Raw genomic sequence first — 26,017 nt, 5'->3', positions numbered from 1 at the left:
CTAGACCATGCACTTCACCATTCAACGCGAAGCCCTGTTGAAACCCCTGCAACTGGTCGCCGGCGTCGTGGAACGCCGCCAGACCTTGCCGGTTCTGTCCAACGTTCTGCTGGTTGTCGAAGGCCAGCAACTGTCGCTGACCGGTACCGACCTGGAAGTCGAGTTGGTCGGTCGCGTGGCCCTGGAAGATGCCGCCGAGCCTGGCGAGATCACCGTGCCGGCGCGTAAGCTGATGGATATCTGCAAAAGCCTGCCCGCCGATGCACTGATCGACATCCGCGTCGACGAGCAGAAGCTGCTGGTCAAGGCCGGTCGTAGCCGTTTCACCTTGTCCACGCTGCCCGCCAATGACTTCCCCACCGTCGAGGAAGGCCCAGGTTCGCTGACCTTCAACCTGGTACAAAGCAAACTGCGTCGTTTGATCGAACGCACCAGCTTCGCCATGGCCCAGCAAGACGTGCGCTACTACCTCAACGGTATGCTGCTGGAGGTGCAGACCGGCATCCTGCGTGCCGTCGCCACTGATGGTCACCGCCTGGCGATGTGCTCCATGGAAGCGACCATCCAGCAGGACGGCAAGCACCAGGTCATCGTGCCGCGCAAGGGTATTCTCGAGCTGGCTCGCCTGCTGACTGAACAGGACGGCGAAGTGTCCATCGTCCTGGGCCAACATCACATCCGTGCGACTACCGGTGAGTTCACCTTCACCTCCAAGCTGGTCGACGGTAAGTTCCCGGATTACGAGCGCGTGCTGCCCCGTGGTGGCGACAAGCTGGTGGTGGCTGACCGTCAGGGTCTGCGCGAAGCCTTCAGCCGTACCGCAATTCTGTCCAACGAAAAGTACCGCGGCATTCGTCTGCAACTGGCCGCTGGCCTGCTGAAAATCCAGGCCAACAACCCGGAGCAGGAAGAGGCGGAAGAAGAAATCGCCGTCGATTACAACGGCAGCTCGCTGGAAATCGGTTTCAACGTTAGCTACCTGCTGGACGTCTTGGGCGTGATGACCACCGAGCAGGTGCGTCTGATTCTCTCCGACTCCAACAGCAGTGCGCTGGTACAGGAAGCCGACAATGATGACTCCGCTTACGTCGTCATGCCGATGCGTCTGTAATTCAAGCTGCTGAAAGGCAGCTATCCAGTGTCAGATAATCAGCCTTGGTGTGTTCGGATGCAGCTCTGATCCGTAACATCCAAGGCTGATTTCGTTTCAGGTGGCGTGATCGCTGCCCTTCTCTTCCGGCCTGTTCATGTCCCTGACCCGCATCAATTTCACTGCCGTTCGCAATCTTGAGCCGTCGACCCTGTTGCCCTCGCCACGCATCAATATCCTGTATGGCGATAACGGCAGCGGCAAGACCAGCGTGCTCGAGGGCATTCACCTGCTCGGTTTAGCGCGTTCCTTTCGCAGCGCTCGCCTGCTGCCGGTGATCCAGTATGAGCAGCAGGTTTGTACCTTGTTCGGGCAGGTGCAGCTAAATGACGGTCGGCTTAGCAACCTCGGCGTATCACGGGATCGGCAGGGTGAATTTCAAATTCGCATCGATGGGCAGAATGCGCGTAGCGCTGCGCAGCTTGCCGAAACGTTGCCATTGCAGCTAATCAATCCGGATAGCTTCAGGTTGCTTGAGGGCTCACCAAAGATCCGCCGGCAGTTCCTCGATTGGGGAGTGTTCCACGTGGAACAGCGATTTCTGCCCGCCTGGCAGCGCCTGCAGAAGGCCCTCAAGCAGCGTAATTCCTGGCTTCGCCGTGGTACACTTGACGCCGTTTCTCAAGCGGCCTGGGATCGCGAGTTGTGCTTGGCCAGCGACGAAATAGACAGTTTTCGGCGATCCTACATACAGCAATTGAAGCCCGTCTTCGAGCGTACCCTCAGTGAACTGGTTGATCTGCAGGGGCTCACATTGAGCTATTACCGGGGATGGGATAAAGAGCGTCCCCTGAGTGAAGTGCTGACGTCGTCGTTATTGCGTGACCAACAGATTGGGCACACCCAATCCGGACCGCAACGCGCCGATCTCAGGTTAAGGTTGGGTGCGCACAACGCGGCAGATATCCTCTCCCGTGGCCAGCAGAAGTTGGTGGTGTGTGCCTTGCGAATCGCCCAGGGGCATCTGGTTGATCAGGCCAAGCGCGGCCAATGCATTTATCTGGTGGATGACCTGCCGTCAGAACTGGATGAACAGCATCGCCGCGCCTTGTGTCGTTTGTTGGAAGATTTGAACTGCCAGGTATTCATCACCTGTGTAGACCATGAATTGTTGAGCGATGGCTGGCAAACGGATACGCCAGTTTCCATGTTCCACGTGGAACATGGGCGTATCACCCAGACCCACGACCACCGGGAGTAAGGCATGAGCGAAAACCAAACGTACGACTCCAACAGTATCAAGGTACTGAAAGGCCTGGATGCCGTACGCAAGCGGCCAGGCATGTACATCGGTGACACCGACGATGGCAGCGGCCTGCACCACATGGTCTTCGAGGTGGTCGACAACTCCATCGACGAAGCCTTGGCTGGCCACTGCAGCGAGATCACCATCACCATCCATCCGGATGAGTCGATCAGTGTGCGCGACAACGGCCGTGGTATTCCGGTCGATATGCACAAGGAAGAAGGCGTCTCGGCAGCCGAGGTCATCATGACCGTGCTGCACGCTGGCGGTAAGTTCGACGACAACAGCTACAAGGTATCCGGCGGCCTGCACGGCGTGGGCGTATCCGTGGTGAACGCCCTCTCCAAGGAGCTGGTGCTGACCATTCGCCGTAGCGGGAAGATCTGGGAGCAGACCTACGTCCACGGCGTGCCCCAGGCACCTCTGGCGGCGGTTGGCGACACCGATGGCACGGGTACCCAGATCCACTTCAAACCGTCCGAAGATACCTTCGCCAACATTCACTTCAGCTGGGACATCCTCGCCAAGCGTCTGCGCGAACTGTCGTTCCTGAACTCAGGTGTCGGTATCCTGCTCAAGGACGAACGCACCGCCAAGGAAGAGCTGTTCAAGTACGAGGGCGGCCTGCGGGCGTTCGTCGAGTACCTGAACGTCAACAAGACCGCGGTGAACCAGGTGTTCCACTTCAACGTTCAGCGTGACGATGGCGTGGGTGTGGAAGTCGCCCTGCAGTGGAACGACAGCTTCAACGAGAACCTGCTGTGCTTCACCAACAATATTCCGCAGCGTGACGGTGGTACCCACCTGGCGGGCTTCCGCTCGGCGCTGACCCGTAACCTGAACAACTATATCGAGCAGGAAGGTCTGGCCAAGAAGCACAAGGTCTCGACCACCGGTGATGACGCTCGTGAGGGCCTGACCGCAATCATTTCGGTGAAGGTGCCGGATCCGAAGTTCAGCTCTCAGACCAAGGACAAGCTGGTCTCCTCCGAGGTGAAAACCGCGGTGGAACAGGAGATGGGCAAGTACTTCGCCGATTTCCTGCTCGAGCACCCGAACGAAGCCAAGGCGGTGGTCGGCAAGATGATCGACGCTGCCCGCGCCCGTGAAGCGGCCCGCAAGGCCCGCGAGATGACCCGCCGCAAAGGTGCTCTGGATATCGCTGGCCTGCCCGGCAAACTGGCCGACTGCCAGGAGAAAGACCCTGCCCTCTCCGAACTGTACATCGTGGAGGGTGACTCCGCGGGCGGTTCTGCCAAGCAGGGCCGTAACCGCAAGACCCAGGCCATCCTGCCGCTCAAGGGCAAGATCCTCAACGTCGAGAAGGCGCGCTTCGACAAGATGATTTCCTCCCAGGAGGTTGGCACGCTGATTACCGCCCTGGGCTGTGGCATCGGCCGCGAGGAATACAACATCGACAAGCTGCGTTACCACAACATCATCATCATGACCGATGCTGACGTCGACGGTTCGCACATCCGTACCCTGCTGCTGACCTTCTTCTTCCGTCAGCTGCCGGAGCTGGTCGAGCGCGGCTACATCTACATCGCCCAGCCGCCGCTGTACAAGGTCAAGAAGGGCAAGCAGGAGCAATACATCAAGGACGACGAGGCCATGGAGGAATACATGACCCAGTCGGCTCTGGAAGACGCCAGCCTGCACGTCAACGAAGCGGCCCCTGGCCTCTCCGGTGAGTCCCTGCAGCGCCTTGTCGGTGATTACCGTACGGTGATGAAGACCCTCAAGCGTCTGTCGCGCCTGTACCCGGAAGAGATCACCGAGCACTTCGTCTACCTGCAAGGCGTGACCCAGGAGATGCTCGCCGACCAGGACGTCATGGAAGCCTGGCGCCTGAAGTTCGATGCTCGCCTGAAAACCATGGAGCGTTCCGGCCTGGCCTACAAGACCAGCCTGCGCGAAGACACCGAGCGCCACCTGTGGCTGCCCGAGGTCGAGCTGATCTCCCACGGCAACTCCAGCTACATCACCTTCAACCGTGATTTCTTCACCAGCAACGATTACAAGACCGTCACCAGCCTGGGCGACCAGCTGAACAGTCTGTTGGAAGAAGGCGCCTACGTGCAGCGTGGCGAGCGCAAGAAGCCGGTCACCACCTTCAAGGAAGCCCTGAGCTGGCTGATGGCCGAAAGCACCAAGCGCCACAGCATCCAGCGATACAAAGGTCTTGGCGAAATGAACCCGGACCAGCTGTGGGAAACCACCATGGATCCGGAAGTGCGCCGCATGCTCAAGGTACGTATCGAGGACGCCATCGCCGCGGACCAGATCTTCAACACCCTGATGGGCGACGAAGTCGAGCCGCGTCGTGACTTCATCGAGACCAACGCCCTGGCGGTGTCTAACCTCGACGTCTGACCATCGCTTCAGGGGGCTACCGTTCTGGTAGCCCCCTCTTCTACCGGCCAGCAGACAGCCTGTTAGCTCGGTTGCCAAGCCTGTGCAAGACTGGCATCGTAATGACAATTGTCATTACAGAGTCTGAAGCCATGGCTTCCATCAATATCCGTATCGACGACGAACTCAAAGTTCGTGCTTTTCGCGAGCTGGAAAAACTCGGCGTCACTCCCTCCGAACTTATGCGTCAAGCCTTGCAGTACGTTGCCGAGCGTGGGCAACTGCCATTTCGCCCGGTGTTGATGACTGAAGAAGATGAAGCATTGATTGCTACTGTCCGGGAGCGTCTCGCAGCCCCTCAGCGCGTCAAGGTAACGCTGGATGATCTATAGCCTGGAGTTCGACGCGCGCGCACTCAAGGAGTGGAACAAGCTGGGCGATACCGTTCGACAACAGCTCAAGAAAAAACTGGCTGAGATACTACTTAGCCCACGAATCGAAGCGAGCCGCCTAAGCTCGCTACCCGACTGCTACAAGATCAAGTTGCGCAATAGCGGCTACCGGTGGTGTATCAGGTGCTCGATGAGGAAGTGGTGGTTCTGGTAATCGCTGTCGACCGCCGCGATCGAGAGAAGGCCTACCGCAAGGCAAGTGACCGGTTCAGCTAGCTACGTGTTCTGTATTGATCGAGACCCCGAGATGGCCCCGGTCATTTCTCGCCGAGGCCGACGCTACTCAGGTTTAGCCTGCGCTTCTGGTAGCAAAGACCCGCTTGGCTGAAGCGAGCCTCAGCCCCACCAGTAACGCACCATATGGAAGAACACCGGCGCGGCAAAGCAGACCGAGTCGAGGCGGTCGAGCATGCCGCCGTGGCCCTCGATCATGTGGCCCCAGTCCTTCACGCCGCGGTCGCGTTTGATCGCCGACATCACCAGGCCGCCGGCGAAGCCGAGCAGGCACACCAGCAGGGCGAACAGGGCGGCCTGCCAGAAGGCGAACGGGGTGATCCAGTACAGCGAGGCGCCGACCAGGGTGGCCAGGGCCACGCCGCCAAAGAAGCCTTCCACGGTTTTCGACGGCGACAGGTTGGGGGCGATCTTGCGCTTTCCGGCCAGCTTGCCGCACACGTACTGCAGCACGTCGGAGATCTGCACGACGATCACCAGCCAGGCGATCAGCAGCAGGTTGCGGCCTTCATAGCCGGCGATCTCCAGGGTCAGCAGCGCCGGTACGGTGGATATGCAGTACACCGCGATCATCAGGCCCCACTGCACCTTGGACGTGCGTTCGAGGAAGCGTGTGGTATCACCACCCAGAGACGACAGGATCGGCAGCAGCAGAAACACATAGACTGGAATGAAGATGGCGAACAGGCCGTACCAGCCGATGCCGATCAGCAGGTACTGCATCGGCAGCGCGAAGTAGAAGGCGGCAACCAGCGCCGGGTAGTCGCTGCGCCGGGTGGGGGTGAGCGTCATGAACTCGCGCAGGGCGTAGAACGACACGCAGTAGAACAGCACCACCACGCCGATATTGCCGAACAGGAAAGCGAAGCCGATCACCGCCACCATCGCCCACCAGGCATTGATGCGTGCGTTGAGGTTGTCGATGACCGAATGGGGCCCTGGGCCGGCACGCAGCTTGAGCAACCAGCCGATCAGGCTGGCGAGCAACAGCAGGCCACCGATACCGGCGAACAGCAGCAAGGTATTACGATCCATCTCAAGCCTCCTCGGGAGCCAGGGCCAGCAGGCTGTTGCGGGCGCGTTCGAGATAGGCGTCTTTGCCCTCCTCCTCACCCATGCCCAGTGGCGCGCCGAAATTCAGGGTGCACAGCAACGGCAGTGGCAAGGCACGGCCCTTGGGCATCACCCGGTTGAGGTTGGCGATCCATACCGGAATCACCTCGACATCCGGGCGTGCCTTGGCCAGGTGGTAGAGGCCGCTCTTGAACGGCAGCAGGCCGTCTTCGAGGTTGCGCGTGCCTTCGGGAAAGACGATCAGTGAGTCGCCTTCGCCCAGCGCATCGAGCATCGCCTGCAGCGGGTTGGCGCCGGGGTCGCTGCGTTGTCGATCGACCAGCACGCCGTTGAACACGCGTTGGATCAGAAAGCTGCGCAGTGCGCCCTTCATCCAGTAATCGGAGCCGGCCACCGGGCGGGTTCGCTTGCGCAGCTCGGCGGGCAGCGATGCCCAGAGCAGCACGAAGTCGCCGTGGCTGCTGTGGTTGGCGTAGTAGATGCGTTGAACCGGCTGCGCGGTGCTGCCGAGCCATAAGGCTCGAGCACCGGTGAGCAGTCGCGCACCAGAGGTGATGATAAAGGCGACCAGCGAGGCGAGCATGACAGAGTCCTTATCCGAATCGAATGTGTGAGAGCCATGGCATCAGCACGATGGCTGCCAGTGCGACCAACAGTTGCAGAGCCAGCCACAGCGCCTGCAAACGCAGCAGGCGCACGGCACCCTGGGTGCGTTGTTCCCAGCTGCGCGCTGGCTCGATCTGGCGGCCCAGGGACGCCAGCGCCTGGTCGAGCTCTGCGGTACGCCGATCCAGCTGCTCGGGCGCTGCAGCCAGGCTGGCGAGCAGCTCGGCATCGAGGGCGACGCGCAGGGCGTAATACTTCTGGATCAGCCCGCACGCCAGCAGTGCGATGCATACGGCCGCGCCCGTGCTCAGCGCCATGAAACCGAGCAAGGGGCCCAGACCGATGACCAGCGCCAACAGGCTCAGGGCGCTGGATGCGCGGTCGAGGGCTTTACCGCGGCGCAGCATGGCGGCGATCAGCCTGAGGTGCATCTCACTGGCCATGCAGCACGCCTCCGTCTGTGGATAAGTATGGCGCTGGAAGGCCTTCCAGCGCCTGCAGATGCACGCTTCCCAGTACGACCTGTGGGCGAGCCTGGCGCAGCGTCGAAACGGCCTCTGCGACGCTCCTGCAGCGACCGCTGTGCAGTAACCAGGCGGCGATGGCGGTGGCGCTGCGTGAGTAGCCCAGGGCGCAACACACCAGCACCGGCCCGTGACGACGCAGATCCTCGATGGCCAGGGCCGCCTGCAGGCAATGTTTGCTGCTGGGGGCGATCAGGTCGAGGTTGCCCAGTTCGCGGTAGGCCTTGCCCTCGACCCGGCACGGCAGCTCGGCGCAGAGATCAGCGATGGCGGCGAAGTTCTGCGCTTCCTCCCTGCCGGGAATACGCCCCAGCCATACGCCATCGGCCACTTCATCGGGCTGCGGATGCTTGCGCGTCCAGGCACGGGAATTGATCCAGGCGGCGGCCAGATAGGGGGCCAACAGCCAGGTGCTGGCGGCGCTTAGGCGGCCATCGGCACGCTTCTGGAAACCCGCGGCGCCGAACAGCGCGTAATTGAGCGCCACCATCAGCAGCGACAAGGCCGGCCACAGCAACCACAGGGCCGCGCCGCTGAAATGGATCGCCAGCGCGCTGCACAAAGCCGCGCCAAAGGCATAGCGCAGGGCCAGCCGCCAGCGCTTCGGATCACGTGCCAGGCGCCAGGTCAGCAGCGGGCTGCGGCCTTCGCTGGGCCACAGCCATAGACACAGGAAGCCGGCGAGCATGCCGGTCGGTACGTCGATGAAATGGTGCTGCCAGGTGGTCAGTACCGACAGGCCGATCAAGAAAAACCAGATGTGCACAACCACGCGCCGCAGGCCACTGGCGTGCTGAGCAAAGCACGCCCAGAGCACCACCAGCAGGGTGATATGCAGCGAAGGCGCTTGGTTGAACGGTTTGTCGAAACCCATCAGCACATCGAACATCAGCCCGAACAGCCCATCCAGCGCCGGCCGGTCGAAGGTGAAACGCAACGGCCAGAGCAAAAAGCAGGTGATGCAGATCACCTGCGCGGTGAGCAGTCGCAGGCCGAGGCGATCCACCGCAGTACGGGTAGCCGGTAGCAGGAAGGCCAGGCCGTAGAGCAGGTCGATCGACCAGTAGGGAATGATCGTCCACGGCCATAGGGGAATCTGCCGCTCCCAGCCGAACACCAGGCTGCCGACGTCGTCGCGTTGGGCGGTGTAACCGTTGGCGAAGCCGTAGGTGCCAAAGAACAGCGGCGCGAGCAGCAGCAGCCAGAGTACGCCGCGCTTCCATAGGCCGGTTTCCGGGGCGACCGCTACGGGCGCCATCAGGACACCCGCTGCGCCAGGGACACGCTGAAGATGCCCCACTCGTCGATGCGCTGGGTGATCTTGCGAAAACCGGCCGCCTCGACCAATTGGTCCATCTCCGCCTGGCTGCGCCGGCGCATCACCCAGGCTTCGCCGCCGCGGTGGCTGGTCAGGGCACGGGCAATCAGCTCCAATTGCGGGTGCCAGGGTTGGCCGGTGTAGATCAGGTAACCGCCCTCTTCCAAGGCCTCGGCCAGACCAGCCAGCGAGTTGCTGACCATCGCGTTGCTGGCGAACAGTTCATAGAGGCCGGAGACCACCGCCAGGGTCGGTTTGGGATCCAGCGCTGCCAGGTCGGCCTTGTCGAAAGCGTCGCCTTTGACGAAGCGGGCGATTCTGCCCAGGCCTTTCTGCTCGATCAATGCCGAGCCGTCACGTACGTTGATGTCGCTGTAGTCGCGCAGCAGGATCGAATCCGGCTTGTCGTTGCCCTGCTCCAGTGCTTCGAGGATGTAGCGGCCATGACCGGCAGCGATGTCGACGATACGCACCTCGCTGCCGCTCTCGCGCAGTTTGCCCATGGCCAGACGCAGCAGCTCCTCGGCGTGCACCTTGCGCTGGCGAATGCCCCGCCAGCCGATGGAGTTCAGGTAGTTGCGGTCGATCAGCCGACCAATCGGCGAGCTACCGGTCGGCGTGTTGCGGTACACGTAGTCCAGGGTGCTGCCCGAATCGAAGCCAGTCTCGAAGCCCAGTTTCACACCAGCGGAAAGGTTACTGCCGAGGCGCATGCTGGCCCGCGTAGCGCGCCAGTAAAGGTCGCGCGGGGAGTTTACTGGTAGCGGCGCCGCCAGCTCTTCGGCTTCGGCACAGCTCCAGCCGAGTCGGTCAGCATTGAGCAGTGAAGGGCGCTGCAGCGACTGCTCGAACGCCTTGAGCACGAATCGGCGGACGCGACTGAGGGCATGGGCACGATCACGCTCGCCCAGGGTGTCGTGAAAGAACCCGGGCAGGATGTGCATTTCCTTGTCCAGGCTGCCCAGACGTGCGAAGAATTGCTCCTGGGGTTTGCGGTGCACCACGAAGTCGCTGCCGGAGATCAGCAACTGGGTGGGAATCTGAATCGCCTGGGCATCGGCGACCACACGTTCGGCAGCGTCGTAGAGGCCCAGCAGCATGTTCACCGAAATCGGTCGGCTGATCAGTGGGTCGGCCTCGAAGGAGGCGATGCGCTGCGGGTCGTGGCTGAGAAACCTGGCCTTCACGTAGCTGTTGACGAAGAAATTGCCGCGCCAGGCGCGCATCAGCTTCAGGCCCGGGCGAGCGAAGGGTACGTACAGCTTGACCTTGAAGGCTGGTGAGGCGAGCACCAGAGCACGGATCTTCGGTGCATAGTCGTGGGCCCAGGTAGAAATCACCACGGCGCCAACGCTCTGGGCCAGCACCACCATGTCCGCGGTGTCGATACCGTAGGTGGCCGCGATATGGTCGATGAAGGTCTGCACGTCGCGCACGCTGGTGGCGAAGCTCGGGCTGTCGCCCCGCTCCCCAGGCGATTCGCCATGGCCACGGGCGTCCCAGGCGAAGAAGTCGAAGCCCTGCAGGCCCAGTTCCTCGACCAGGTGGGCCATGCGCCCGCCATGCTCGTGGCCGCGGTGAAACATCACGATAGCGCGGCGGGCTGCCTCCGGCTGCATAGCCTCCGCTGGCCAGTGCCGGTAGAACAGGCTTACGCCGTCGTGGGTCGTGAAGGAATTGGAGCGAACTTCAGTCATCGAGGCATTCCTATTGCGCAGAAGAAGACGCTTGCGCCAGACCCTGGCGTACGCGGTTGAACAGCGTGTACAGCAGCAGCGCGGTGATCACCGCCAGAATCGGATCGATCCAGCCCAGCGGCAGCAGCGCGCTGGCGACCCCGGCACCGAGCACGCCGAAGCAGAAGGCGCGGTCGCTCTTGCCCATCGGGCCGTCGTAGCGGCGTGAGGCGCCGACCATGGGGCCCATTACCCCGGCGTACTCGCTGATCAGCGCGAACAGCACCAGCACCACGACCAAGGTCGGCGACACGCCAGGCAGCAAGGCGAAAGGCAGGAACAGGGCGGCATCGGCGATCACGTCGCACAGTTCGTTGAGGTAGGCGCCCAAAGTGGATTGCTGGCCGAACTCGCGGGCCAGCATGCCGTCCACGGCGTTGAGGGCCATGCGCAGAATCATCCACAGCGGGATCAGTGCGAACAGCCAGAGGCGGTCGGGAAAGAGCGCCAACAGCAGGCCGATGAGCACCGACACCATGGCAGCGGCCAGCGTCACCTGGTTGGCAGTGACGCCACGGTCGTAGAGGCGTTGCACCAAGGGGCGCAGCAGATTCTGAAAGCGAGGTTTCAACTGATAGATCGAAAGCATGAACACGAACTCCGTTTCGCCATGTTTCTCAGAACGTGCCACAGCCTGCTGCGCGTCCGCGCTGCGGCGTTTAACGCGGGCTTCAGATGCTCATTTACCGCAGTAAACTCCGCTTCCTCGCCCGCGCTTGCCTTAAACCGCGATAGCTCGCGAGGCTGTGAACACGTTCTGCAATAATTTGCGTCAGCTTAGCCGTTTAGGCCCCTGCCAGGCGATATGCCAACGTGAACATCGTCATGTGCCGCGCAAAAAACTTATGCCCACTTTATCGACAGAATGGGTACCTATAAAAATCCTTATTTATCAGTACCCTGGATGCGAAAACTCAATTAAATGGGAAATTGCTCAACAGGTTATCCACAGAACGCGTCAGGCTAGATCGTTGGCCGTTTCCACCGCTTCTGTCTGTGGGTTGAGCGCGCCGATCTGGCACTGGGCCTGGCTGACCCATTCGAAGACGCGATCGTTGAGGTTGGCGATTGCCCGCGGGCCCTCGCCCTCGGCGTACATCGCCGGGCCGATCACCACCTGTACCACGCCCGGTTTCTTGCTCCAGCCGTCCTTCGGCCAGAACTGCCCGGCGTTGTGGGCAATCGGCAGCACCGGCAGATTGCTGTTCACCGCCAGAGCGGTGCCGCCGCGGGAGAACTTGCCGATCTGGCCATCGGGAATGCGCGTGCCTTCCGGGAACACCAGCACCCAAGCGCCCTGCTCCAGACGCGTACGGCCCTGTTGGGCGAGTTGCTTGAGTGCGGCCTTGGGGTTGCTGCGGTCGATGGCGATGGGCTTGAGCATGGACAGCGCCCAGCCGAAAAACGGCACGTACATCAGTTCGCGCTTGATGACCTGGCTCAACGGCTCGAAGTAGGCGCACAGGAAGAAGGTCTCCCAAGTGCTCTGGTGCTTGGCGAGAATCACACAGGGGCGCTCAGGGACGTTTTCTGCACCCGTGACCTCGTACTTGATGCCGGCAACCACCTTGGCCAGCCAGACCGCACTGCGGCACCAGGCCTGCACCACGAAGCGGTAGCGGGCACGGAACGGCAGGAAGGGTGCGACGAACACGCTGATGATGCACCAGACGAACGAGCTGGAAGACAGCAGCAGGTAGAAGAGTACGGTTCTGAGGGACTGCACTGGCGACATGGGAGCGATTACCGTGGCAGGGCGTGCCTGCGCTATCAAGTGAGAAGCCGGGCAGCCACGGCCGCCAGGTCGTCGAATATCAGGGTGCCGGTTGGCAGAACAGCTTTGGCCAGGGTGCGTTCGCCCTTGCCGGTTTTCACCAGCACGGGCTGACAGTCGACGGCGAGCGCCGTTTCCAGGTCACTGGCGCTGTCGCCGACGAACCACACGCTGGCGAGCGGCACATCATAGTGCGCGCCAATCTGGCGCAGCATGCCAGGCTTGGGCTTGCGGCAATCGCAGCCGTCGTTCGGGCCGTGGGGGCATTGCACGATCAGGCCGACTTCACCGCCCTGCTCCGCCACCAGCTCACGCAACCGCGCATGCATGGCTTCCAGCACGCTCAGCGGGTAATAGCCGCGGGCGATGCCGGACTGGTTGGTGGCCACGGCCACGGTCCAGCCCGCCTTGCTCAGCGCGGCGATGGCCTCGATGGAGCCGGGGATCGGAATCCACTCCTCGAGGCTTTTGATATAGGCGTCGGAATCCTGGTTGATGACCCCGTCGCGGTCCAGAATGATCAGCTTCACGCATGTTCCTTCGCAGGTTTTTGAAAAACGTAGGTGAGGCAGCTAGCGCAAGGCAAAAGCAGGCGAGAAAGCGGAGTGTACGAGTAGTACATGAGCATTTGGAGCCTGCTTTTAACGCCGCGATAGCAACGCAAGTAGTTTTTCAGCAACCTGTTAGTGCCCGGCCCTGCGTGGGCCGGGCAAGGTCATCAGCCCAGTACCGAGATGTCGGCGACGCCCAGGAACAACCCACGCAGACGAGCCAGCAGCGCATAGCGGTTGGCACGAACCTTGGGGTCTTCGGCGTTGACCAGCACCGCTTCGAAGAAGGCGTCCACCGGCGTGCGCAGCGAAGCCAGCTGAGCCAGCGCCTCGCGGTACTGACGCGATTGCGCCAGTGGCTGCACGGCGTTGTCGGCCTTCTGGATCGCAGCGTTGAGGGTGAACTCGGCCGGTGTATCGAAGTAGTGAGCTTCGATGCTGCTCGCCACTTGCCCGTCGGCCTTGCTCAGCAGGTTGGACACACGCTTGTTGGCGGCGGCCAGTGCTTCGGCTTCAGGCAGCTTGCGGAAGGCCTGTACGGCCTGCACGCGTTGGTCGAAGTCCAGCGGCGACAGCGGGTTCACGGCGCGCACGGCCTGGTAGACGGACACATCCACGCCTTCGTCTTCGTAGCGCGCACGCAGGCGGTCGAAGATGAACTCCAGCACCTGCGGAGCCAGGCCGGCAGCCTTGACCTTGCTGGCGTACTGGCGCACGGCAAACTCGACGGTGGCGCCCAGATCCAGCTCCAAACCCTTCTCGATGAGGATGCGCAGCACGCCCAGCGCAGCGCGGCGCAGGGCGTAGGGGTCCTTGCTGCCGGTGGGCAGCATGCCGATACCGAAGATGCCGACCAGGGTGTCGAGCTTGTCAGCCAGGGCCACCGCCGCGCCGGTCAGGGTGCTCGGTAGCTCGGCGCCCGCGCCACGTGGCATGTACTGCTCGTTCAGGGCCAGGGCGACGTCTTCCGGCTCGCCGTCGTTCAGCGCGTAGTAGTAGCCGGCGATGCCCTGCATCTCCGGGAACTCGCCGACCATTTCGCTGGCCAGGTCGCACTTGCTCAGCAGGCCGGCGCGGGCACCACGCTTGGCGTCGCCACCGATACGCCCGGCGATGAAGCCGGCCAGGGCCGAGACGCGCTGGGCCTTGTCGTAGACGGTGCCGAGCTGAGCCTGGAACACCACGTTGGCCAGGCGCTGATTGAACGCTTCCAGCGGCTGCTTCTTGTCCTGCTTGAAGAAGAACTCGGCGTCGGTGAGGCGCGGGCGCACGACCTTCTCGTTACCGGAAATGATCTGGCTCGGGTCCTTGCTCTCGACGTTGGCCACGGTGATGAAGCGCGGCAGCAGCTTGCCGTCGGCATCGAGCAGGCAGAAGTACTTCTGGTTGTCCTGCATGGTGGTGATCAGTGCTTCCTGGGGTACTTCCAGGAAGCGCTCCTCGAAGGAGCAGACCAGCGGCACCGGCCATTCGACCAGGGCGCTGACTTCGTCGAGCAGCGCCGGCGGCACGATGGCGGTGCCCTGCTGCTCGGCGGCCAGCTGTTCGATGCGCTTGGCGATCTGCTCGCGGCGCTCGGCGACGTCGGCGATCACGTAGGCGGCGCGCAGCTCCTGGGCGTACATGGCGGGCGCAGAGATGCGCACTTCATGGTTGGCGTGGAAGCGGTGGCCGCGGGAGAAACGGTTGGCCTTCTGGGTGAGGATCTCGCAGTCGACGATCTGATCGCCGAACAGCATCACCAGCCATTGGCTCGGGCGTACGAATTCGGTCTTGCGGGCACCCCAGCGCATGCGCTTGGGAATCGGCAGCTCGTTCAGCGAGTTTTCCACGATGCCGGGCAGCAGCGTGTAGGCGCGCTGGCCAGGGATGTGCTGGCTGAATTTCAGCTTAGGCCCGCTCTGGTCGATGGCCGACAATTCCACGCCGCACTTCTTGGCGAAGCCCAGCGCGGCCTGGGTCGGGTTGCCTTCGGCGTCGAAGGCGGCCTGTACGGGTGGGCCGTCGAGGTTGACGGTGCGGTCCGGCTGCTCGGTGGCCAGTTGCTCGACCAGCACGGCCAGGCGGCGCGGCGCGGCGTAGTAACGTGCGCCACGGTAGCTCAGGCCGGCGGCCTTGAGGCCTTTCTCGATACCGGCGAGGAAGGATTCGCCCAGGGTTTTCAGGGCTTTGGGTGGCAGCTCTTCGGTGCCCAGTTCAACCAGAAAATCGAGCGCACTCATTCTGCTGCCTCCAGCTTGGCCAGTACTTCATCACGCAGATCGGGGGCGGCGAGCGGGAAGCCCAGGCGGCGACGGGCCTGCAGATAACTCTGCGCCACGGCGCGGGCCAGGGTGCGCACGCGCAGGATGTACTGCTGGCGCGCGGTCACCGAAATGGCGCGGCGGGCATCCAGCAGGTTGAAGGTGTGCGAAGCCTTGAGGACCATCTCGTAGGTCGGCAGCGGCAGTTCCAGTTCGATCAGGCGGTTGGCTTCGCTTTCATAGAAGTCGAACAGCTCGAACAGCTTCTCGACGTTGGCATGTTCGAAGTTGTAGGTCGACTGCTCCACTTCGTTCTGGTGGAACACGTCGCCGTAGGTCACCTTGCCGAACTGGCCGTCAGCCCATACCAGGTCGTACACGGAGTCGACGCCCTGGATATACATGGCCAGGCGCTCGAGGCCGTAGGTGATCTCGCCGGTTACCGGGTAGCACTCGATGCCGCCGACTTGCTGGAAATAAGTGAACTGGGTGACTTCCATGCCGTTGAGCCAGATTTCCCAGCCCAGACCCCAGGCGCCGAGGGTCGGCGATTCCCAGTTGTCTTCGACGAAACGGATGTCGTGCACCAGCGGGTCGATACCGATGGCCTTCAACGAGCCCAGGTACAGCTCTTGGAAGTTTTCCGGGTTCGGTTTGAGCACCACTTGGAACTGGTAATAGTGCTGCAGGCGGTTGGGGTTCTCGCCGTAGCGGCCGTCGGTGGGGCGGCGCGATGGCTGCACGTAAGCGGCGTTCCAGGTTTCCGGGCCGATGGCGCGCAGGAACGTGGCGGTGTGGAAGGTACCGGCGCCCACTTCCATGTCATAGGGTTGCAGTACCACACAGCCCTGCTCTGCCCAGTATTGTTGCAGGGCGAGGATCAGGTCCTGGAAGGTGCGCACGGCAGGCGTTGTCTGGCTCACGAAAAATTCACCTGTTGGGGCTGCGACAGAAAGCCGGAGAGTATACCCGAAGCAAGGCGCAGCCCGCATGCTGCGCCGTCTCGACTGATGAAAGTGCGACTCGGGTGATGGCAGGCTGCTGGCGCTGGCGATGGGTTTTCACGCCACCCGCCCGTGCACTGGAAAAAATCTGCCTGGTCGACCTGCGGGTTTGGCGGTGCTCGCGCGTCTTATAGGGAAACGCTGCCGTTTGCGGTGCACAACGGCAGCCGTCGTCGATCAGCCGCCCCACGGCCGGGGGCCTGATCGTGTACAGAGCAGCAGGCAAGGTGTATCGATGAAAGAGGGATTTCGCCAGTCCATGGCCTGGTTGCATACCTGGACGGGGCTGGTGGTGGGCTGGGTATTGTTCTTCGTGTTCGTGACCGGCACCGCCGGTTATGTGGACGATGAGATCACCCGCTGGATGCAGCCCGAGCGGCCGCTGCAGGTGCACGTCGAGAGCGTCGAGAGCGTCGAGAGCGTCGAGCGTGGGCGGATGATCGAAATGGCCCTTGCCCGCCTGGAGCAGGTGGCCACCAAGGCGCAATCGTGGACCATCACCCTGCCGCACACACCGTTGCGCTTTCGCGGTGACCAGGGCCTGGAAATTGCCTGGGAGGACCTTCCAGAGCGCGGTCACGACTACGGGCGCCGCGGATACGAAGACCTGGACGCGCGAACCGGTCTGTTGCGCCAGGGCATCGAACCACGGGAAACCGGTGGTGGTACCACGCTGTACCGCATGCACTATGCGTTGCACTACATTCCCTACGATGTGGCGATCTACATCGTCGGCGTATGCACCCTGCTTATGCTGCTGGCGATCCTCAGCGGGGTGATCACCCACAAGAAGATCTTCAAGGATTTCTTCACCTTCCGGCCTGGCAAGGGCCAGCGTTCCTGGCTTGACGCTCACAACGTGGTCAGCGTCATGGCCCTGCCCTTCTTTCTGATGATCACCTACAGCGGGCTGCTGTTCTATACGTTCGACTACATGCCGGCCGGCGCCGCTGTCGTTTATGGCACCAGTGACCTGCAGCGTCGGGCGATGTACGACGAGCTCTACGAGCGAGACCGGCGCGAGTATCTGCCGGCCCGTCGTCCACAGGCCGACCTCGAACCGCTGCTGCAGCGCGCCGAGGCCACGTGGCAGGCGCCGGGTGTGGCGGCATTGACCATCCGTCAGGTCAAGGGCGAGCCAGCCCGCGTCGATGTGCAACGAATGCCTGGTGGGCGGGTGAACATCTACGACCCGGAGGTGATGAGTTTCGATGCCGTCAATGGCACGCCGATCGTCTATGACCGTCAGCCCAACGCCACCATTACGACGCTGGACACCTTCTATGGTCTGCATGAGGGGCTGTTCGCCGACTGGTGGCTGCGTTGGCTGTACCTCATCGCAGGCCTGCTTGGTTGCGCGATGATCGGCACCGGCCTGGTATTGTGGACGGTCAAACGGCGCCACCAGCACCGCAAGCGCAACGATGCAGCGGCATTGTTCGACGCCTATGGCCTGCGCCTGGTGGAGGTGCTCAATGCCGGTACCCTGGTCGGCCTGCCGATCGCGGTCGCCGCCTACTTCTGGGCCAATCGCCTGTTGCCGGTGGGCATGGCCGACCGCGCCGCCTGGGAAATGCACTGCCTGTTCCTGACGTGGGGCTGGCTGTTCCTCTACGCCGCGCTGCGACCCTTGAAGAGAGCCTGGCTGGAACTGGCCTGGATGGCGGTGGCGGCCTATGCCCTGATTCCGGCACTCAACGCCCTGACCACGGATCGCCACCTGGGCGTGACCCTTGCCGAAGGCGACTGGGTGCTGGCCGGCTTCGACCTGAGCATGTTCGGCCTGGCGGCGCTGTTCGCCTACGCTGCCATGAAGATCCGCCGCCGCTGGCTGAAGGCCGACGCGACTATGGCGCCGAGCAGCAAGGAGGCGCTGGCATGAAGAAGGGTTCGACAGCCGCCTATCGCTGGGCGGTCGCCTCGCGGGTACTGGCGGCAGCATTGGGCGGCTATGCACTGGCCTCGGCGTTGACCGTGCTGTTGGCGCTGATCTGGCCGCTGCCGAAAAGCCAGGCCGTGCTGGCCGCCACCATGCTCAGCTTTACCCTGTATGCCGTGGCGGTGATCTGGGTGTTCAGCGTACGCAGCGTGACCCGCGCCTGGCTGGGCATGCTGATCCCCACTGGCGTGGCAGCGCTGTCGTGCTGGGCGTTGCAGTCGGGAGGCGCGGGATGATCCTCAACCTGTCTCTTCTGCTGGCCAGCCTGGGCGGTTTCATCGCCCTGGCGCTGGCCATGGAAAAACACTGCCGGCAGCTGCTGCATCGCGTGCTCTCGCCATGGTGGATGCGTGCGCTGCGCAGTTTCGGCTGGCTGCTGCTGGCCGCGGCGTTGGTGCTGAGCCTGGGGCAGCTGGGCTGGAGCATCGGCGCGGCCGCCTGGTTCGGTTGGCTGTCGGTCGCCGGCGTGGTGCTGGCTTTCTACCTGCCCAAGTGGCCCGGGCAGCGCGAGCCCGCCAAGGCGCCGCCGCGTCGCGACAAGCATCCGGCCATGCAGCCACCAGCCGAACGCTTGCTAGGCCTGCGCCGCGCTGCCACAGCGTTGCTGTTGCTGGTGCCCGTGGTGGTGCTCGGCCTGTTGCTGAGCGCTGCGCCGAAACCACTGCATAGCGATGAAGCCGTACATGGCCAGGTCGGGCCCTGGCCGTTCGCCCTCGCCCAGGCCCAGCGCAAGGCGCCGCATCAGGTACTGGGTACGCCCTTCAAGGCCTTCGAAGTGCGTTTCTGCGAGCGCTGCGACGACCAGATCCGCGCGGCCTACCTCAAGATCCGCAAGCCGCGCTCGCTGCGGGCCGCCGGCCTGGTGTTCAGCGGCGAGCGCTGGGATCGCCGGGTGGAGATCCAGATTCCCGCCAAGGCCAGGGTCAGCGACGGGCTGTGGCTGACCGTCGAAGGCAAGGACGGCAGCGTGCACCACGCCGCTGTGGATATCGACAAGGTATCGCCCGAGTTGGCGGCCTACCTGAAGGACGAATCCTGAGTGGCCGGCTTCGGGCGCGGCGCGTTCCCGAGGCGGATTGCACCCGTTGCGGCAATGCGCGGTTATAGTCTCCCCTCGCCCCTCACCGAGCCGACTGCCATGCCCCGCTGTTTCTGGTGTAACGACGATCCGCTGTATCAGGCCTACCACGACAGGGAATGGGGTGTGGCATCGCGCGATCCCCAGCACCTGTTCGAGATGCTGATACTCGAAGGCGCCCAGGCCGGGTTGTCGTGGATCACCGTACTGAAGAAGCGCGAGCGGTATCGCGAAGTGCTGTTCGGCTTCGATGCCGAGCGCCTGGCCGTGATGAGCGACGCCTACATCGAGACCCTGATGCAGGACCCCGGCATCATCCGTAATCGCCTCAAGCTGCAGGCCGCACGCAAGAACGCCCAGGCCTGGCTGCGCCTGGACGACCCGGTGGCGTTGCTCTGGTCGTTCGTTGGCGGCCAGCCGAAGATCAACCATTTCGAGGGCCGTGGCGACGTACCGGCCGTCACGCCTGAAGCCGAGGCCATGAGCAAGGCGTTGAAGAAGGCCGGCTTCACCTTCGTCGGCCCGACCATCTGCTACGCCTTCATGCAGGCCACCGGCATGGTCATGGACCATACCCGCGATTGCGATCGCTACGCCCAACTGCAACAGGAGGCCCGACCATGAGCACCACCATCGATACGCTCGAACAATTGCAGGCGCTGTACGGCGTGCCCCACGAGCGCTCGCTGCGCAAGGAGCTGCCCTACCTGAGCGCGCCCTACCAGGCACTGGTGGCCGCCTCGCCGTTCGTGGTGCTGGGCACTCGCGGCCCGGACGGGCTGGACTGCTCGCCGCGGGGCGACGCAGCGGGTTTCGTGCGCGTTCTCGATGAGCGCACCCTGCTGCTGCCGGATCGCCCCGGCAACAACCGCATCGACAGCCTGCGCAACATCATCCACGACCCCCACGTGGCGCTGCTGTTCCTGATCCCCGGCGTCGGCGAGAGCTTCCGGGTCAATGGCCGCGCGACCATCTCGCTGGAGCCCGAGCTGCTGGCGCTGTGCGAGGCGCAAGGCAAACTGCCGCGCAGCGTGCTGCGCATCAGCATCGATACCTGCTACTTCCAGTGTTCCAAGGCGGCGGTGCGCTCGGGCTTGTGGGAGGCCGAACGGCAGGTCGAACGAGCCAGCCTGCCGTCAGCCGGCGATTTGCTCAAGGCGGTGATGGATCCGCAGTTCGACGTGCAGGCCTATGAGCAGCAACTGCAGGAACGCCTGAAAACGCAGCTTTATTGAACGTTTCATCGTTTCTGCCCGTGTATGTAACAGCCAGGCCGGCCCCAGACAGTTACAATACGCGCCCTTTTTAACGGGAGCTGCTTGTGGAAAAGCTCAAAGGCGCGCTGGTGGTCGGATCCCTGCGCTTGTTTGCCCTCCTGCCTTGGCGTGCCGTGCAGTCGCTGGGTGCGATGATCGGCTGGTTGATGTGGAAGCTGCCGAATGGCTCGCGCGAAGTCGTGCGCATCAATCTCGCCAAGTGTTTCCCTGAACTGACTGCCGCCGAGCACGACAAACTGGTCGGCCGCAGCCTCATGGATATCGGCCGTACCCTGACCGAGAGTGCCTGCGCCTGGGTCTGGCCGGCGCACAAATCCCTGGCGCGCGTGCGTGAGGTCGAGGGCCTGGAAGTGCTCGAGGCGGCGCTGGCCTCCGGCAAGGGCGTGGTCGGCATCACCAGCCACCTGGGCAACTGGGAAGTGCTCAACCACTTCTACTGCTCGCAGTGCAAACCGATCATTTTCTACCGCCCACCCAAGCTCAAGGCAGTCGACGACCTGCTGCGCGAGCAGCGCGTGCAACTGGGCAACCGCGTGGCACCGTCGACCAAGGAAGGCATCCTCAGCGTCATCAAGGAAGTGCGCAAGGGCGGCGCGGTGGGCATTCCCGCCGACCCGGAGCCGAGCCTCTCGGCTGGCATCTTCGTGCCCTTCTGCGGCACCGTTGCGCTGACCAGCAAGTTCGTGCCGGGCATGCTCGCCGGGCACAAGGCAGTTGGCGTTTTCCTGCATGCGCTGCGCCTGGAAGACGGCTCGGGCTACAAGGTGATCCTCGAAGCCGCACCGGAAGGCATGTACAGCGATGATCCCTACACCGCCGTGGCGGCCATGAGCGGCGTGGTCGAGAAGTACGTGCGCGCCTACCCCAGCCAGTACATGTGGAGCATGAAGCGCTTCAAGAAACGCCCCGAGGGCGAAGAGCGCTGGTACTGAAACCGGCGGCGCCTCGCAACGTGGCGCCGCTTCGCTGGGCTTGTGGGGCGATTTGAGTTATTAACGGAGCACATCTTTCTCGAGGCTGCCAGGACATGTCCGCCAACCAGCGTCAGCATCCCCGTACACCGATGAAATGCCGCATCAAGATCTGCCATCCGAGCTTCGGTGAGCTGGTCGCCCAGACCCGCGACCTCTCCGACGGTGGTGTGTACGTCAAGCATGACGACCTGGCCGCCCTGGAGCCCGGAACCCGGGTAACCGGCCAGGTGCAGGATCTGCCCATCGAAGCGCCGATCCTGGAGATGGAAGTCATGCGCGTCACCCCTGACGGCGTGGGTCTGCGCTTCGTTCGCGATTGAGTTCGGCAGGCCGGCACTCTGCTCCGCCGGCCTGCTCCCTTCTGCCTACAGCTTGGCCTTGACCGCCGCCAGCCCGTCACCGCCATCGCGGGTTTTCACGCCTTCCAGCCAGCCATCGAGCACCTGCGGGTTGGCCTTGATCCAGTTTTTGATCGCCGTGGCATTGGCCACCTTGCGGTTGAGCACGTCGTCCATGATGGTGTTTTCCATCTCCTGAGTGAACTTCAGGTTGGTCAGCAGCTTGCCCACGTTCGGGCATTCGGCAACAAAGCCCTTGCGGGCCAGGGTGTTGACCGAACCGGTGCTGCCGAAGAATTTCTCGCCGCCCTTGAGGTACTGCATGTCGAACTGTACGTTCATGGGGTGCGGCGTCCAGCCCAGGAACACCACGAACTCATCGCGTTTCACCGCCCGGCCGACCTGCACCAGCATGGCCTGCTCGCTCGACTCCACCAGTTTCCAATCGCCCAGGCCGAACTCGTTGCCCGCGATCATCTGGCGGATGTAGTCGTTGGCTGGCGAGCCCGAGCCAATGCCATAGATCTTCTTGCCGAACTTGTCGGCGAATTTGGCGAGGTCGTTGAAATCCTTCACGCCGGCTTCATGGGCGTAGGTCGGCACGGCCAGGGTGTATTCGGTGCCGCCCAGGTTCTCCACCACCTTGTCGATCTGCCCGCTGGCCACGTAGCGGTCGTAGTCGTGCTGGCCGGCCGGCATCCAGTTGCCGAGAAACACGTCGACCTGCCCTTTTTGCAGCCCGGCGAAGATGATCGGCACGGCCAGGGTACGGGTCTGCGCTTTGTAGCCCAGGCCATCGAGCAGTAGGCTGGCGATGCCGTTGGTGACCGCAATGTCGCTCCAGCCTGGGTCGGCCAGGCTGACGCTGGCGCATTTGGCGTCTTCGGCCTGGGCATACAGGCTGGCGCTCAGGGCCAGCAGGCTGGCGGTAATCACGGTCTTGAAGGGCTTCATCGGCATGATCCTTGTGCGTGAGGGAGCTGTAACCCTAGCAGACAACGGGGCGATTTTTGCGACTCGAAAAGCCGCTGGCGGTACATACCGTTCGTCGTTGAAAACCAGAAAAAATGAACCTGACGCAGTTTTTAACTGTCCGTCCACGGGACGTGCGGAGCACTCTCTTAGTTCATTGTTTAGGTTGCAAGTGGCTGATTTCAGGAAGGGATTCGCGGCGGCTTGAGTCTTATTCCCAAGGTCATCGAATTGAATAAACTGATCCTCTCTCTGATTTTAGGCAGCACCCTGTTATGTGCTGCAGCTGGAAACGCATCCGCCAGCTTCCGAGTTCACATGCAGGACGGCAGCAGCCGTGTCGTCGCACCCTCCAAGGTCGATCCGAACTCTTCCCAGGCCGTGGTCAACCGGGCGCTGACCGCGTTGGGCACGCCGTACCGCTGGGGCGGCACCAGCCTCGAACATGGTTTCGACTGCAGCGGCCTGGTCAACTATGCGTTCAAGAAGGTCGATGACCTCGACCTGCCCCGTACCTCCCGTGCGCTCTCCCGCGTTGATGGTCCCAAGGTGGCCAAGGGTGATCTCGAGCCGGGTGACCTGCTGTTCTTCCGTATCCGTGGGCGCGGTGTCGACCACGTGGCCATCTACCTGGGCAACGATCGCTTCATCCACGCACCACGCCGCGGCACCAACGTACGCATCGACAAGCTCAGCGACGGCTACTGGAAAAAGCACTTCCAATTGGCCCGCCGGGTGATGCCGGAAGATACGCAGCTGGCCAGCAATGGTTGAGGGATCGGCGAAGCGACAGTGGCGTGGCGGAAGCGGACATTTGTAGGGTGGACGACGCTTCATCCGTCCACCGCCCGTGATCGCAAGGGTGGATGAAAGGAGCGTCGGTTACGCGCCCCGATCCACCTTACCGTCCGCTTCTACCTTCAAGCATCACCAGTCAAAGGCTCGCCATCCGCCGGACGGGCTGTTCCGGCAAGGGTGCAGGCAGTACACTGCGCGCCGCTCGCCGCCATGTCGGTTGCGGCAATGGGTTCCCTAACCCCATTTCACGAAAAAGGACATCCCATGACCCTGCTTCCCGCCTCGGTCAGCCGCCCTGTATTGGCTGCGCTGATCGCGTTTCACATCCTCATCATCATCGCCAGCAACTACCTGGTGCAGCTGCCGATCACCCTGTTCGGCTGGCACACCACCTGGGGCGCGTTCAGCTTCCCGTTCATCTTCCTGGCTACCGACCTCACCGTTCGCCTGATCGGCAAGCACGCCGCACGCGTGGTCATCGCTCGGGTGATGGTGCCGGCGTTGATCGCGTCCTACATCGTCTCGGTGCTGTTTCACGAAGGCGCCTTCGGCGGCCTGGCGGCGCTGGGCGAATTCAACCTGTTCGTGTTCCGTATCGCCCTGGCCAGCTTTCTCGCCTACGTGCTTGGCCAACTGCTCGACATCCAGGTGTTCGACCGCCTGCGCCAGCTCAAGCAGTGGTGGGTCGCCCCGGCTGCGTCGAGCGTCTTTGGCCAGGCCATGGACACCCTGGCGTTCTTCTCCATCGCCTTCTGGCAGAGCAGTGACCCGTTCATGGCCGCCAACTGGGTGGAGATCGCCGTGGTCGACTACGTGATCAAGCTGGCGGTCAGCCTGGCGCTGTTCGTGCCGCTGTACGGCATGCTGCTTAGCGCCATCGTGCGGCGAGTACCGCAGCGCACCGTACTCAACTGAAGCAGGCCCGAACGAAAACGCCGGATCCCCTCTCGGGCATCCGGCGTTTTTCATGGTGCGATCGGCTGGCCTAGCGCGCCGCCACTGCTATGGGCAACGCCTGCAGGCGCGACAGGTGCAGCGCCACGGCCAGGGAAATCAGCAGCAGCGAGCCGATGAACAGGCCCAGGCCGTCCCAGCCGCCAGCCTGCCAGAACACGCCGCCCAGGGTGCCGGCGACGCTGGAGCCCAGGTAGTAGCAGAACAGGTACAGCGACGATGCCTGGCCCTTGGCCTGGGTAGCGCGGCGACCGATCCAGCTGCTCGACACCGAGTGGGCGCCGAAGAAGCCGAAGGTGAACAGCAGCATGCCGACCAGAATCACCGGCAGCACGTCGAACAGGGTCAGCACCAGGCCGCCCAGCATCAGGCCGATCACCGCCCATAGCACCTTGCGACGGCCCAGCTTGTCGGCCAGGGCGCCGACTTGCGCGGAGCTGTAGATACCCGACAGGTAGACGATCGACAGCAGGCCGATACTGGTCTGGTCGAGCTTGAACGGCGCCTCGATCAGCCGGTAACCGATGTAGTTGAACAGGGTCACGAAGGCGCCCATCAGCAGGAAGCCCTGGAGGAACAGCCACGGCAGGCCGGCATCGCGGAATTGCAGGGTGTAGCCCTGCAGCAGGCTGCGCGGGCGCAACGAGCGGGGGCGGAAGTTGCGTGACTCGGGCAGCAGGCGCCAGAACGCGGCGCCGGCCAGCAGGCCCAGGCCACCCAGGGTGCCGAGCACCGCGTGCCAGGACATGAAGTCAACCAGTACGCCACTGAGCAGGCGCCCGCTCATGCCACCGATGGCGTTGCCACCGATGTAAACGCCCATGGCCAGGCCCAGGTGCAGCGGATCGATTTCCTCGCTCAGGTAGCTCATGGCCACGGCGGCCAAACCGCTGAGTGCCAGGCCGACCAGCGCGCGCATCACCAGCACGCCTTCCCAGGTCGGCATCAGCGCACTGCCCACGGTGAACAGAGCGGCGGCGAGCAGCGACACGACCATCACCGGTTTGCGGCCCAGTGCATCGGACAGCGGCCCGGTTATCAACAGGCCGAGGGCCAGGGTGATGGTGGAAACGGAGAGGATCAGGCTGCTTTGTGCGGCGCTCAGATCGAACTGCTGCGCCAGCATCGGCATCATTGGCTGTACGCAATAGAGCAGCGCGAAGGTGGCGAAGCCGCCGCTGCACATGGCGAGAATGGTGCGCAGAAAGGCGCGGGTGCCCTTCTGGATATAAATGGGCTCCAGCGGAGCGCTGCGGGAGGCAGGTTCCTCATTAACGGGGCTGACGCACTCTTCCGGTGCGTGTGGAACGGGCTGACTCATTACGACCTCTTTAACACTCGATTCCCAGGCGAAGCGCCGCCGCATGCGCTGACGAATGCCGGCATGGGTGGTTGTTGTTATTGGGAATGGTCACAAGGA

General features: G+C 63.0%; 25 protein-coding genes and 1 pseudogene. 14 read left to right on the top strand and 12 right to left on the bottom strand.

Annotated elements, in window-relative coordinates:
• The first annotated feature begins 7 nt into the window (after positions 1-7).
• The 5 genes and pseudogenes from dnaN to BVH06_RS12900 all read left to right on the top strand — a co-directional run bounded on the left by dnaN (position 8) and on the right by BVH06_RS12900 (position 5,419).
• Positions 8-1,111 (top strand): DNA polymerase III subunit beta, encoded by a 1,104-nt coding sequence (dnaN, locus tag BVH06_RS12920; protein WP_027904129.1) that lies wholly within the window; start codon positions 8-10, stop codon positions 1,109-1,111.
• A gap of 136 nt (positions 1,112-1,247) precedes the next feature.
• Positions 1,248-2,351 carry a DNA replication/repair protein RecF gene (gene recF, locus BVH06_RS12915; protein ID WP_027904128.1) on the top strand — a complete coding sequence of 368 codons (1,104 nt, stop codon included), beginning with the start codon at positions 1,248-1,250 and terminating at the stop codon, positions 2,349-2,351.
• Positions 2,352-2,354: 3 nt separating this feature from the next.
• The gene (gene gyrB, locus BVH06_RS12910; protein ID WP_075929006.1) at positions 2,355-4,772 is read left to right on the top strand and encodes a DNA topoisomerase (ATP-hydrolyzing) subunit B; all 2,418 of its coding nucleotides are present in this window, start codon (positions 2,355-2,357) and stop codon (positions 4,770-4,772) included.
• A gap of 131 nt (positions 4,773-4,903) precedes the next feature.
• Positions 4,904-5,143, top strand: a complete 240-nt coding sequence (locus BVH06_RS12905) for a type II toxin-antitoxin system RelB/DinJ family antitoxin (protein ID WP_075929144.1) — start codon at positions 4,904-4,906, stop codon at positions 5,141-5,143.
• Positions 5,133-5,419: pseudogene (locus tag BVH06_RS12900) on the top strand (type II toxin-antitoxin system RelE/ParE family toxin). Before BVH06_RS12905 ends, BVH06_RS12900 begins: the two are co-directional and overlap by 11 nt.
• 120 nt (positions 5,420-5,539) lie before the next feature.
• Here BVH06_RS12900 and BVH06_RS12895 read toward each other — a convergent pair.
• The 10 genes from BVH06_RS12895 to glyQ all read right to left on the bottom strand — a co-directional run bounded on the left by BVH06_RS12895 (position 5,540) and on the right by glyQ (position 16,186).
• Positions 5,540-6,472, bottom strand: a complete 933-nt coding sequence (locus BVH06_RS12895) for a phosphatidate cytidylyltransferase (RefSeq protein ID WP_075929005.1) — start codon at positions 6,470-6,472, stop codon at positions 5,540-5,542.
• A gap of 1 nt (position 6,473) precedes the next feature.
• Positions 6,474-7,094, bottom strand: a complete 621-nt coding sequence (locus BVH06_RS12890) for a lysophospholipid acyltransferase family protein (protein WP_075934316.1) — start codon at positions 7,092-7,094, stop codon at positions 6,474-6,476.
• 10 nt (positions 7,095-7,104) lie between these two features.
• The gene (locus BVH06_RS12885) at positions 7,105-7,560 is read right to left on the bottom strand and encodes a hypothetical protein (RefSeq protein ID WP_075934315.1); all 456 of its coding nucleotides are present in this window, start codon (positions 7,558-7,560) and stop codon (positions 7,105-7,107) included.
• Positions 7,550-8,899: a phosphatase PAP2/dual specificity phosphatase family protein gene (locus BVH06_RS12880; protein ID WP_075934314.1), complete on the bottom strand. Its 1,350-nt coding sequence runs from the start codon at positions 8,897-8,899 to the stop codon at positions 7,550-7,552. The genes BVH06_RS12885 and BVH06_RS12880 overlap by 11 nt, the downstream gene beginning before the upstream one ends.
• Entirely contained in the window at positions 8,899-10,656 is a 1,758-nt protein-coding gene (locus tag BVH06_RS12875; RefSeq protein WP_075934313.1) for a bifunctional alpha/beta hydrolase/class I SAM-dependent methyltransferase, read from the bottom strand. Before BVH06_RS12875 ends, BVH06_RS12880 begins: the two co-directional genes overlap by 1 nt.
• Before the next feature lie 10 nt (positions 10,657-10,666).
• The gene (locus tag BVH06_RS12870) at positions 10,667-11,284 is read right to left on the bottom strand and encodes a CDP-alcohol phosphatidyltransferase family protein (protein WP_075934312.1); all 618 of its coding nucleotides are present in this window, start codon (positions 11,282-11,284) and stop codon (positions 10,667-10,669) included.
• Positions 11,285-11,653: 369 nt separating this feature from the next.
• Positions 11,654-12,430, bottom strand: coding sequence for a 1-acyl-sn-glycerol-3-phosphate acyltransferase (locus BVH06_RS12865; protein ID WP_075928999.1), 777 nt, complete (start codon positions 12,428-12,430; stop codon positions 11,654-11,656).
• Between the two features lie 35 nt (positions 12,431-12,465).
• Entirely contained in the window at positions 12,466-12,999 is a 534-nt protein-coding gene (gene gmhB, locus BVH06_RS12860; protein WP_075928998.1) for a D-glycero-beta-D-manno-heptose 1,7-bisphosphate 7-phosphatase, read from the bottom strand.
• Positions 13,000-13,187: 188 nt separating this feature from the next.
• A complete protein-coding gene (gene glyS, locus BVH06_RS12855; RefSeq protein ID WP_075934311.1) occupies positions 13,188-15,242 on the bottom strand; it encodes a glycine--tRNA ligase subunit beta in 2,055 nt (684 codons plus the stop codon).
• Positions 15,239-16,186 carry a glycine--tRNA ligase subunit alpha gene (glyQ, locus tag BVH06_RS12850; protein WP_073263672.1) on the bottom strand — a complete coding sequence of 316 codons (948 nt, stop codon included), beginning with the start codon at positions 16,184-16,186 and terminating at the stop codon, positions 15,239-15,241. Before glyQ ends, glyS begins: the two co-directional genes overlap by 4 nt.
• A gap of 316 nt (positions 16,187-16,502) precedes the next feature.
• Between glyQ and BVH06_RS12845 the strand changes: the two genes are divergently transcribed.
• The 7 genes from BVH06_RS12845 to BVH06_RS12815 all read left to right on the top strand — a co-directional run bounded on the left by BVH06_RS12845 (position 16,503) and on the right by BVH06_RS12815 (position 21,855).
• Positions 16,503-18,149 carry a PepSY domain-containing protein gene (locus BVH06_RS12845; protein WP_075934310.1) on the top strand — a complete coding sequence of 549 codons (1,647 nt, stop codon included), beginning with the start codon at positions 16,503-16,505 and terminating at the stop codon, positions 18,147-18,149.
• Positions 18,146-18,442: a DUF3649 domain-containing protein gene (locus BVH06_RS12840; RefSeq protein WP_075928995.1), complete on the top strand. Its 297-nt coding sequence runs from the start codon at positions 18,146-18,148 to the stop codon at positions 18,440-18,442. The genes BVH06_RS12845 and BVH06_RS12840 overlap by 4 nt, the downstream gene beginning before the upstream one ends.
• Positions 18,439-19,245, top strand: a complete 807-nt coding sequence (locus tag BVH06_RS12835) for a DUF3325 domain-containing protein (RefSeq protein WP_075928994.1) — start codon at positions 18,439-18,441, stop codon at positions 19,243-19,245. Before BVH06_RS12840 ends, BVH06_RS12835 begins: the two co-directional genes overlap by 4 nt.
• Before the next feature lie 99 nt (positions 19,246-19,344).
• On the top strand, positions 19,345-19,908 hold the full coding sequence (locus BVH06_RS12830; protein WP_075928993.1) for a DNA-3-methyladenine glycosylase I: 564 nt from the start codon (positions 19,345-19,347) through the stop codon (positions 19,906-19,908).
• Positions 19,905-20,519 carry a pyridoxamine 5'-phosphate oxidase family protein gene (locus BVH06_RS12825; RefSeq protein WP_075928992.1) on the top strand — a complete coding sequence of 205 codons (615 nt, stop codon included), beginning with the start codon at positions 19,905-19,907 and terminating at the stop codon, positions 20,517-20,519. The genes BVH06_RS12830 and BVH06_RS12825 overlap by 4 nt, the downstream gene beginning before the upstream one ends.
• A gap of 86 nt (positions 20,520-20,605) precedes the next feature.
• The gene (locus BVH06_RS12820) at positions 20,606-21,493 is read left to right on the top strand and encodes a lysophospholipid acyltransferase (protein ID WP_075928991.1); all 888 of its coding nucleotides are present in this window, start codon (positions 20,606-20,608) and stop codon (positions 21,491-21,493) included.
• 95 nt (positions 21,494-21,588) lie between these two features.
• Positions 21,589-21,855: a PilZ domain-containing protein gene (locus tag BVH06_RS12815; protein WP_075928990.1), complete on the top strand. Its 267-nt coding sequence runs from the start codon at positions 21,589-21,591 to the stop codon at positions 21,853-21,855.
• Between the two features lie 45 nt (positions 21,856-21,900).
• On the opposite strand, the gene choX is transcribed toward BVH06_RS12815, so the two are convergent.
• Positions 21,901-22,827 carry a choline ABC transporter substrate-binding protein gene (gene choX, locus BVH06_RS12810; RefSeq protein WP_075928989.1) on the bottom strand — a complete coding sequence of 309 codons (927 nt, stop codon included), beginning with the start codon at positions 22,825-22,827 and terminating at the stop codon, positions 21,901-21,903.
• Positions 22,828-23,163: 336 nt separating this feature from the next.
• Here choX and BVH06_RS12805 point away from each other — a divergent pair, with 336 nt between their 5' ends.
• Positions 23,164-23,619, top strand: coding sequence for a C40 family peptidase (locus BVH06_RS12805; RefSeq protein ID WP_371915289.1), 456 nt, complete (start codon positions 23,164-23,166; stop codon positions 23,617-23,619).
• A 288-nt stretch (positions 23,620-23,907) separates the two neighbouring features.
• Complete coding sequence (locus BVH06_RS12800) at positions 23,908-24,558, top strand: 7-cyano-7-deazaguanine/7-aminomethyl-7-deazaguanine transporter (protein ID WP_075934308.1); 651 nt, start codon at positions 23,908-23,910, stop codon at positions 24,556-24,558.
• 70 nt (positions 24,559-24,628) lie between these two features.
• Here the strand turns inward: BVH06_RS12800 and BVH06_RS12795 are convergent, their stop codons facing one another.
• Complete coding sequence (locus tag BVH06_RS12795) at positions 24,629-25,783, bottom strand: MFS transporter (RefSeq protein WP_256575176.1); 1,155 nt, start codon at positions 25,781-25,783, stop codon at positions 24,629-24,631.
• Between the last annotated feature and the right edge of the window lie 234 nt (positions 25,784-26,017).

It is taken from the genome of Pseudomonas sp. PA27(2017) (assembly GCF_001945445.1).
In the GTDB taxonomy this organism is placed as follows: Bacteria; Pseudomonadota; Gammaproteobacteria; order Pseudomonadales; family Pseudomonadaceae; genus Aquipseudomonas.
This window is presented reverse-complemented; position numbering and strand designations above follow the sequence as displayed.

Excerpts from the sequence above, each read along its gene's own strand:
- dnaN (WP_027904129.1), top strand. The coding sequence starts at position 8 with ATGCACTTCACCATTCAACGCGAAGCCCTGTTGAAACCCCTGCAACTG.
- recF (WP_027904128.1), top strand. The coding sequence starts at position 1,248 with ATGTCCCTGACCCGCATCAATTTCACTGCCGTTCGCAATCTTGAGCCG.
- gyrB (WP_075929006.1), top strand. The coding sequence starts at position 2,355 with ATGAGCGAAAACCAAACGTACGACTCCAACAGTATCAAGGTACTGAAA.
- BVH06_RS12905 (WP_075929144.1), top strand. The coding sequence starts at position 4,904 with ATGGCTTCCATCAATATCCGTATCGACGACGAACTCAAAGTTCGTGCT.
- BVH06_RS12895 (WP_075929005.1), bottom strand. The coding sequence starts at position 6,472 with ATGGATCGTAATACCTTGCTGCTGTTCGCCGGTATCGGTGGCCTGCTG.
- BVH06_RS12890 (WP_075934316.1), bottom strand. The coding sequence starts at position 7,094 with ATGCTCGCCTCGCTGGTCGCCTTTATCATCACCTCTGGTGCGCGACTG.
- BVH06_RS12885 (WP_075934315.1), bottom strand. The coding sequence starts at position 7,560 with ATGGCCAGTGAGATGCACCTCAGGCTGATCGCCGCCATGCTGCGCCGC.
- BVH06_RS12880 (WP_075934314.1), bottom strand. The coding sequence starts at position 8,899 with ATGGCGCCCGTAGCGGTCGCCCCGGAAACCGGCCTATGGAAGCGCGGC.
- BVH06_RS12875 (WP_075934313.1), bottom strand. The coding sequence starts at position 10,656 with ATGACTGAAGTTCGCTCCAATTCCTTCACGACCCACGACGGCGTAAGC.
- BVH06_RS12870 (WP_075934312.1), bottom strand. The coding sequence starts at position 11,284 with ATGCTTTCGATCTATCAGTTGAAACCTCGCTTTCAGAATCTGCTGCGC.
- BVH06_RS12865 (WP_075928999.1), bottom strand. The coding sequence starts at position 12,430 with ATGTCGCCAGTGCAGTCCCTCAGAACCGTACTCTTCTACCTGCTGCTG.
- glyS (WP_075934311.1), bottom strand. The coding sequence starts at position 15,242 with ATGAGTGCGCTCGATTTTCTGGTTGAACTGGGCACCGAAGAGCTGCCA.
- BVH06_RS12845 (WP_075934310.1), top strand. The coding sequence starts at position 16,503 with ATGAAAGAGGGATTTCGCCAGTCCATGGCCTGGTTGCATACCTGGACG.
- BVH06_RS12840 (WP_075928995.1), top strand. The coding sequence starts at position 18,146 with ATGAAGAAGGGTTCGACAGCCGCCTATCGCTGGGCGGTCGCCTCGCGG.
- BVH06_RS12835 (WP_075928994.1), top strand. The coding sequence starts at position 18,439 with ATGATCCTCAACCTGTCTCTTCTGCTGGCCAGCCTGGGCGGTTTCATC.
- BVH06_RS12830 (WP_075928993.1), top strand. The coding sequence starts at position 19,345 with ATGCCCCGCTGTTTCTGGTGTAACGACGATCCGCTGTATCAGGCCTAC.
- BVH06_RS12825 (WP_075928992.1), top strand. The coding sequence starts at position 19,905 with ATGAGCACCACCATCGATACGCTCGAACAATTGCAGGCGCTGTACGGC.
- BVH06_RS12815 (WP_075928990.1), top strand. The coding sequence starts at position 21,589 with ATGTCCGCCAACCAGCGTCAGCATCCCCGTACACCGATGAAATGCCGC.
- choX (WP_075928989.1), bottom strand. The coding sequence starts at position 22,827 with ATGAAGCCCTTCAAGACCGTGATTACCGCCAGCCTGCTGGCCCTGAGC.
- BVH06_RS12805 (WP_371915289.1), top strand. The coding sequence starts at position 23,164 with ATGCAGGACGGCAGCAGCCGTGTCGTCGCACCCTCCAAGGTCGATCCG.
- BVH06_RS12800 (WP_075934308.1), top strand. The coding sequence starts at position 23,908 with ATGACCCTGCTTCCCGCCTCGGTCAGCCGCCCTGTATTGGCTGCGCTG.
- BVH06_RS12795 (WP_256575176.1), bottom strand. The coding sequence starts at position 25,783 with ATGTGCAGCGGCGGCTTCGCCACCTTCGCGCTGCTCTATTGCGTACAG.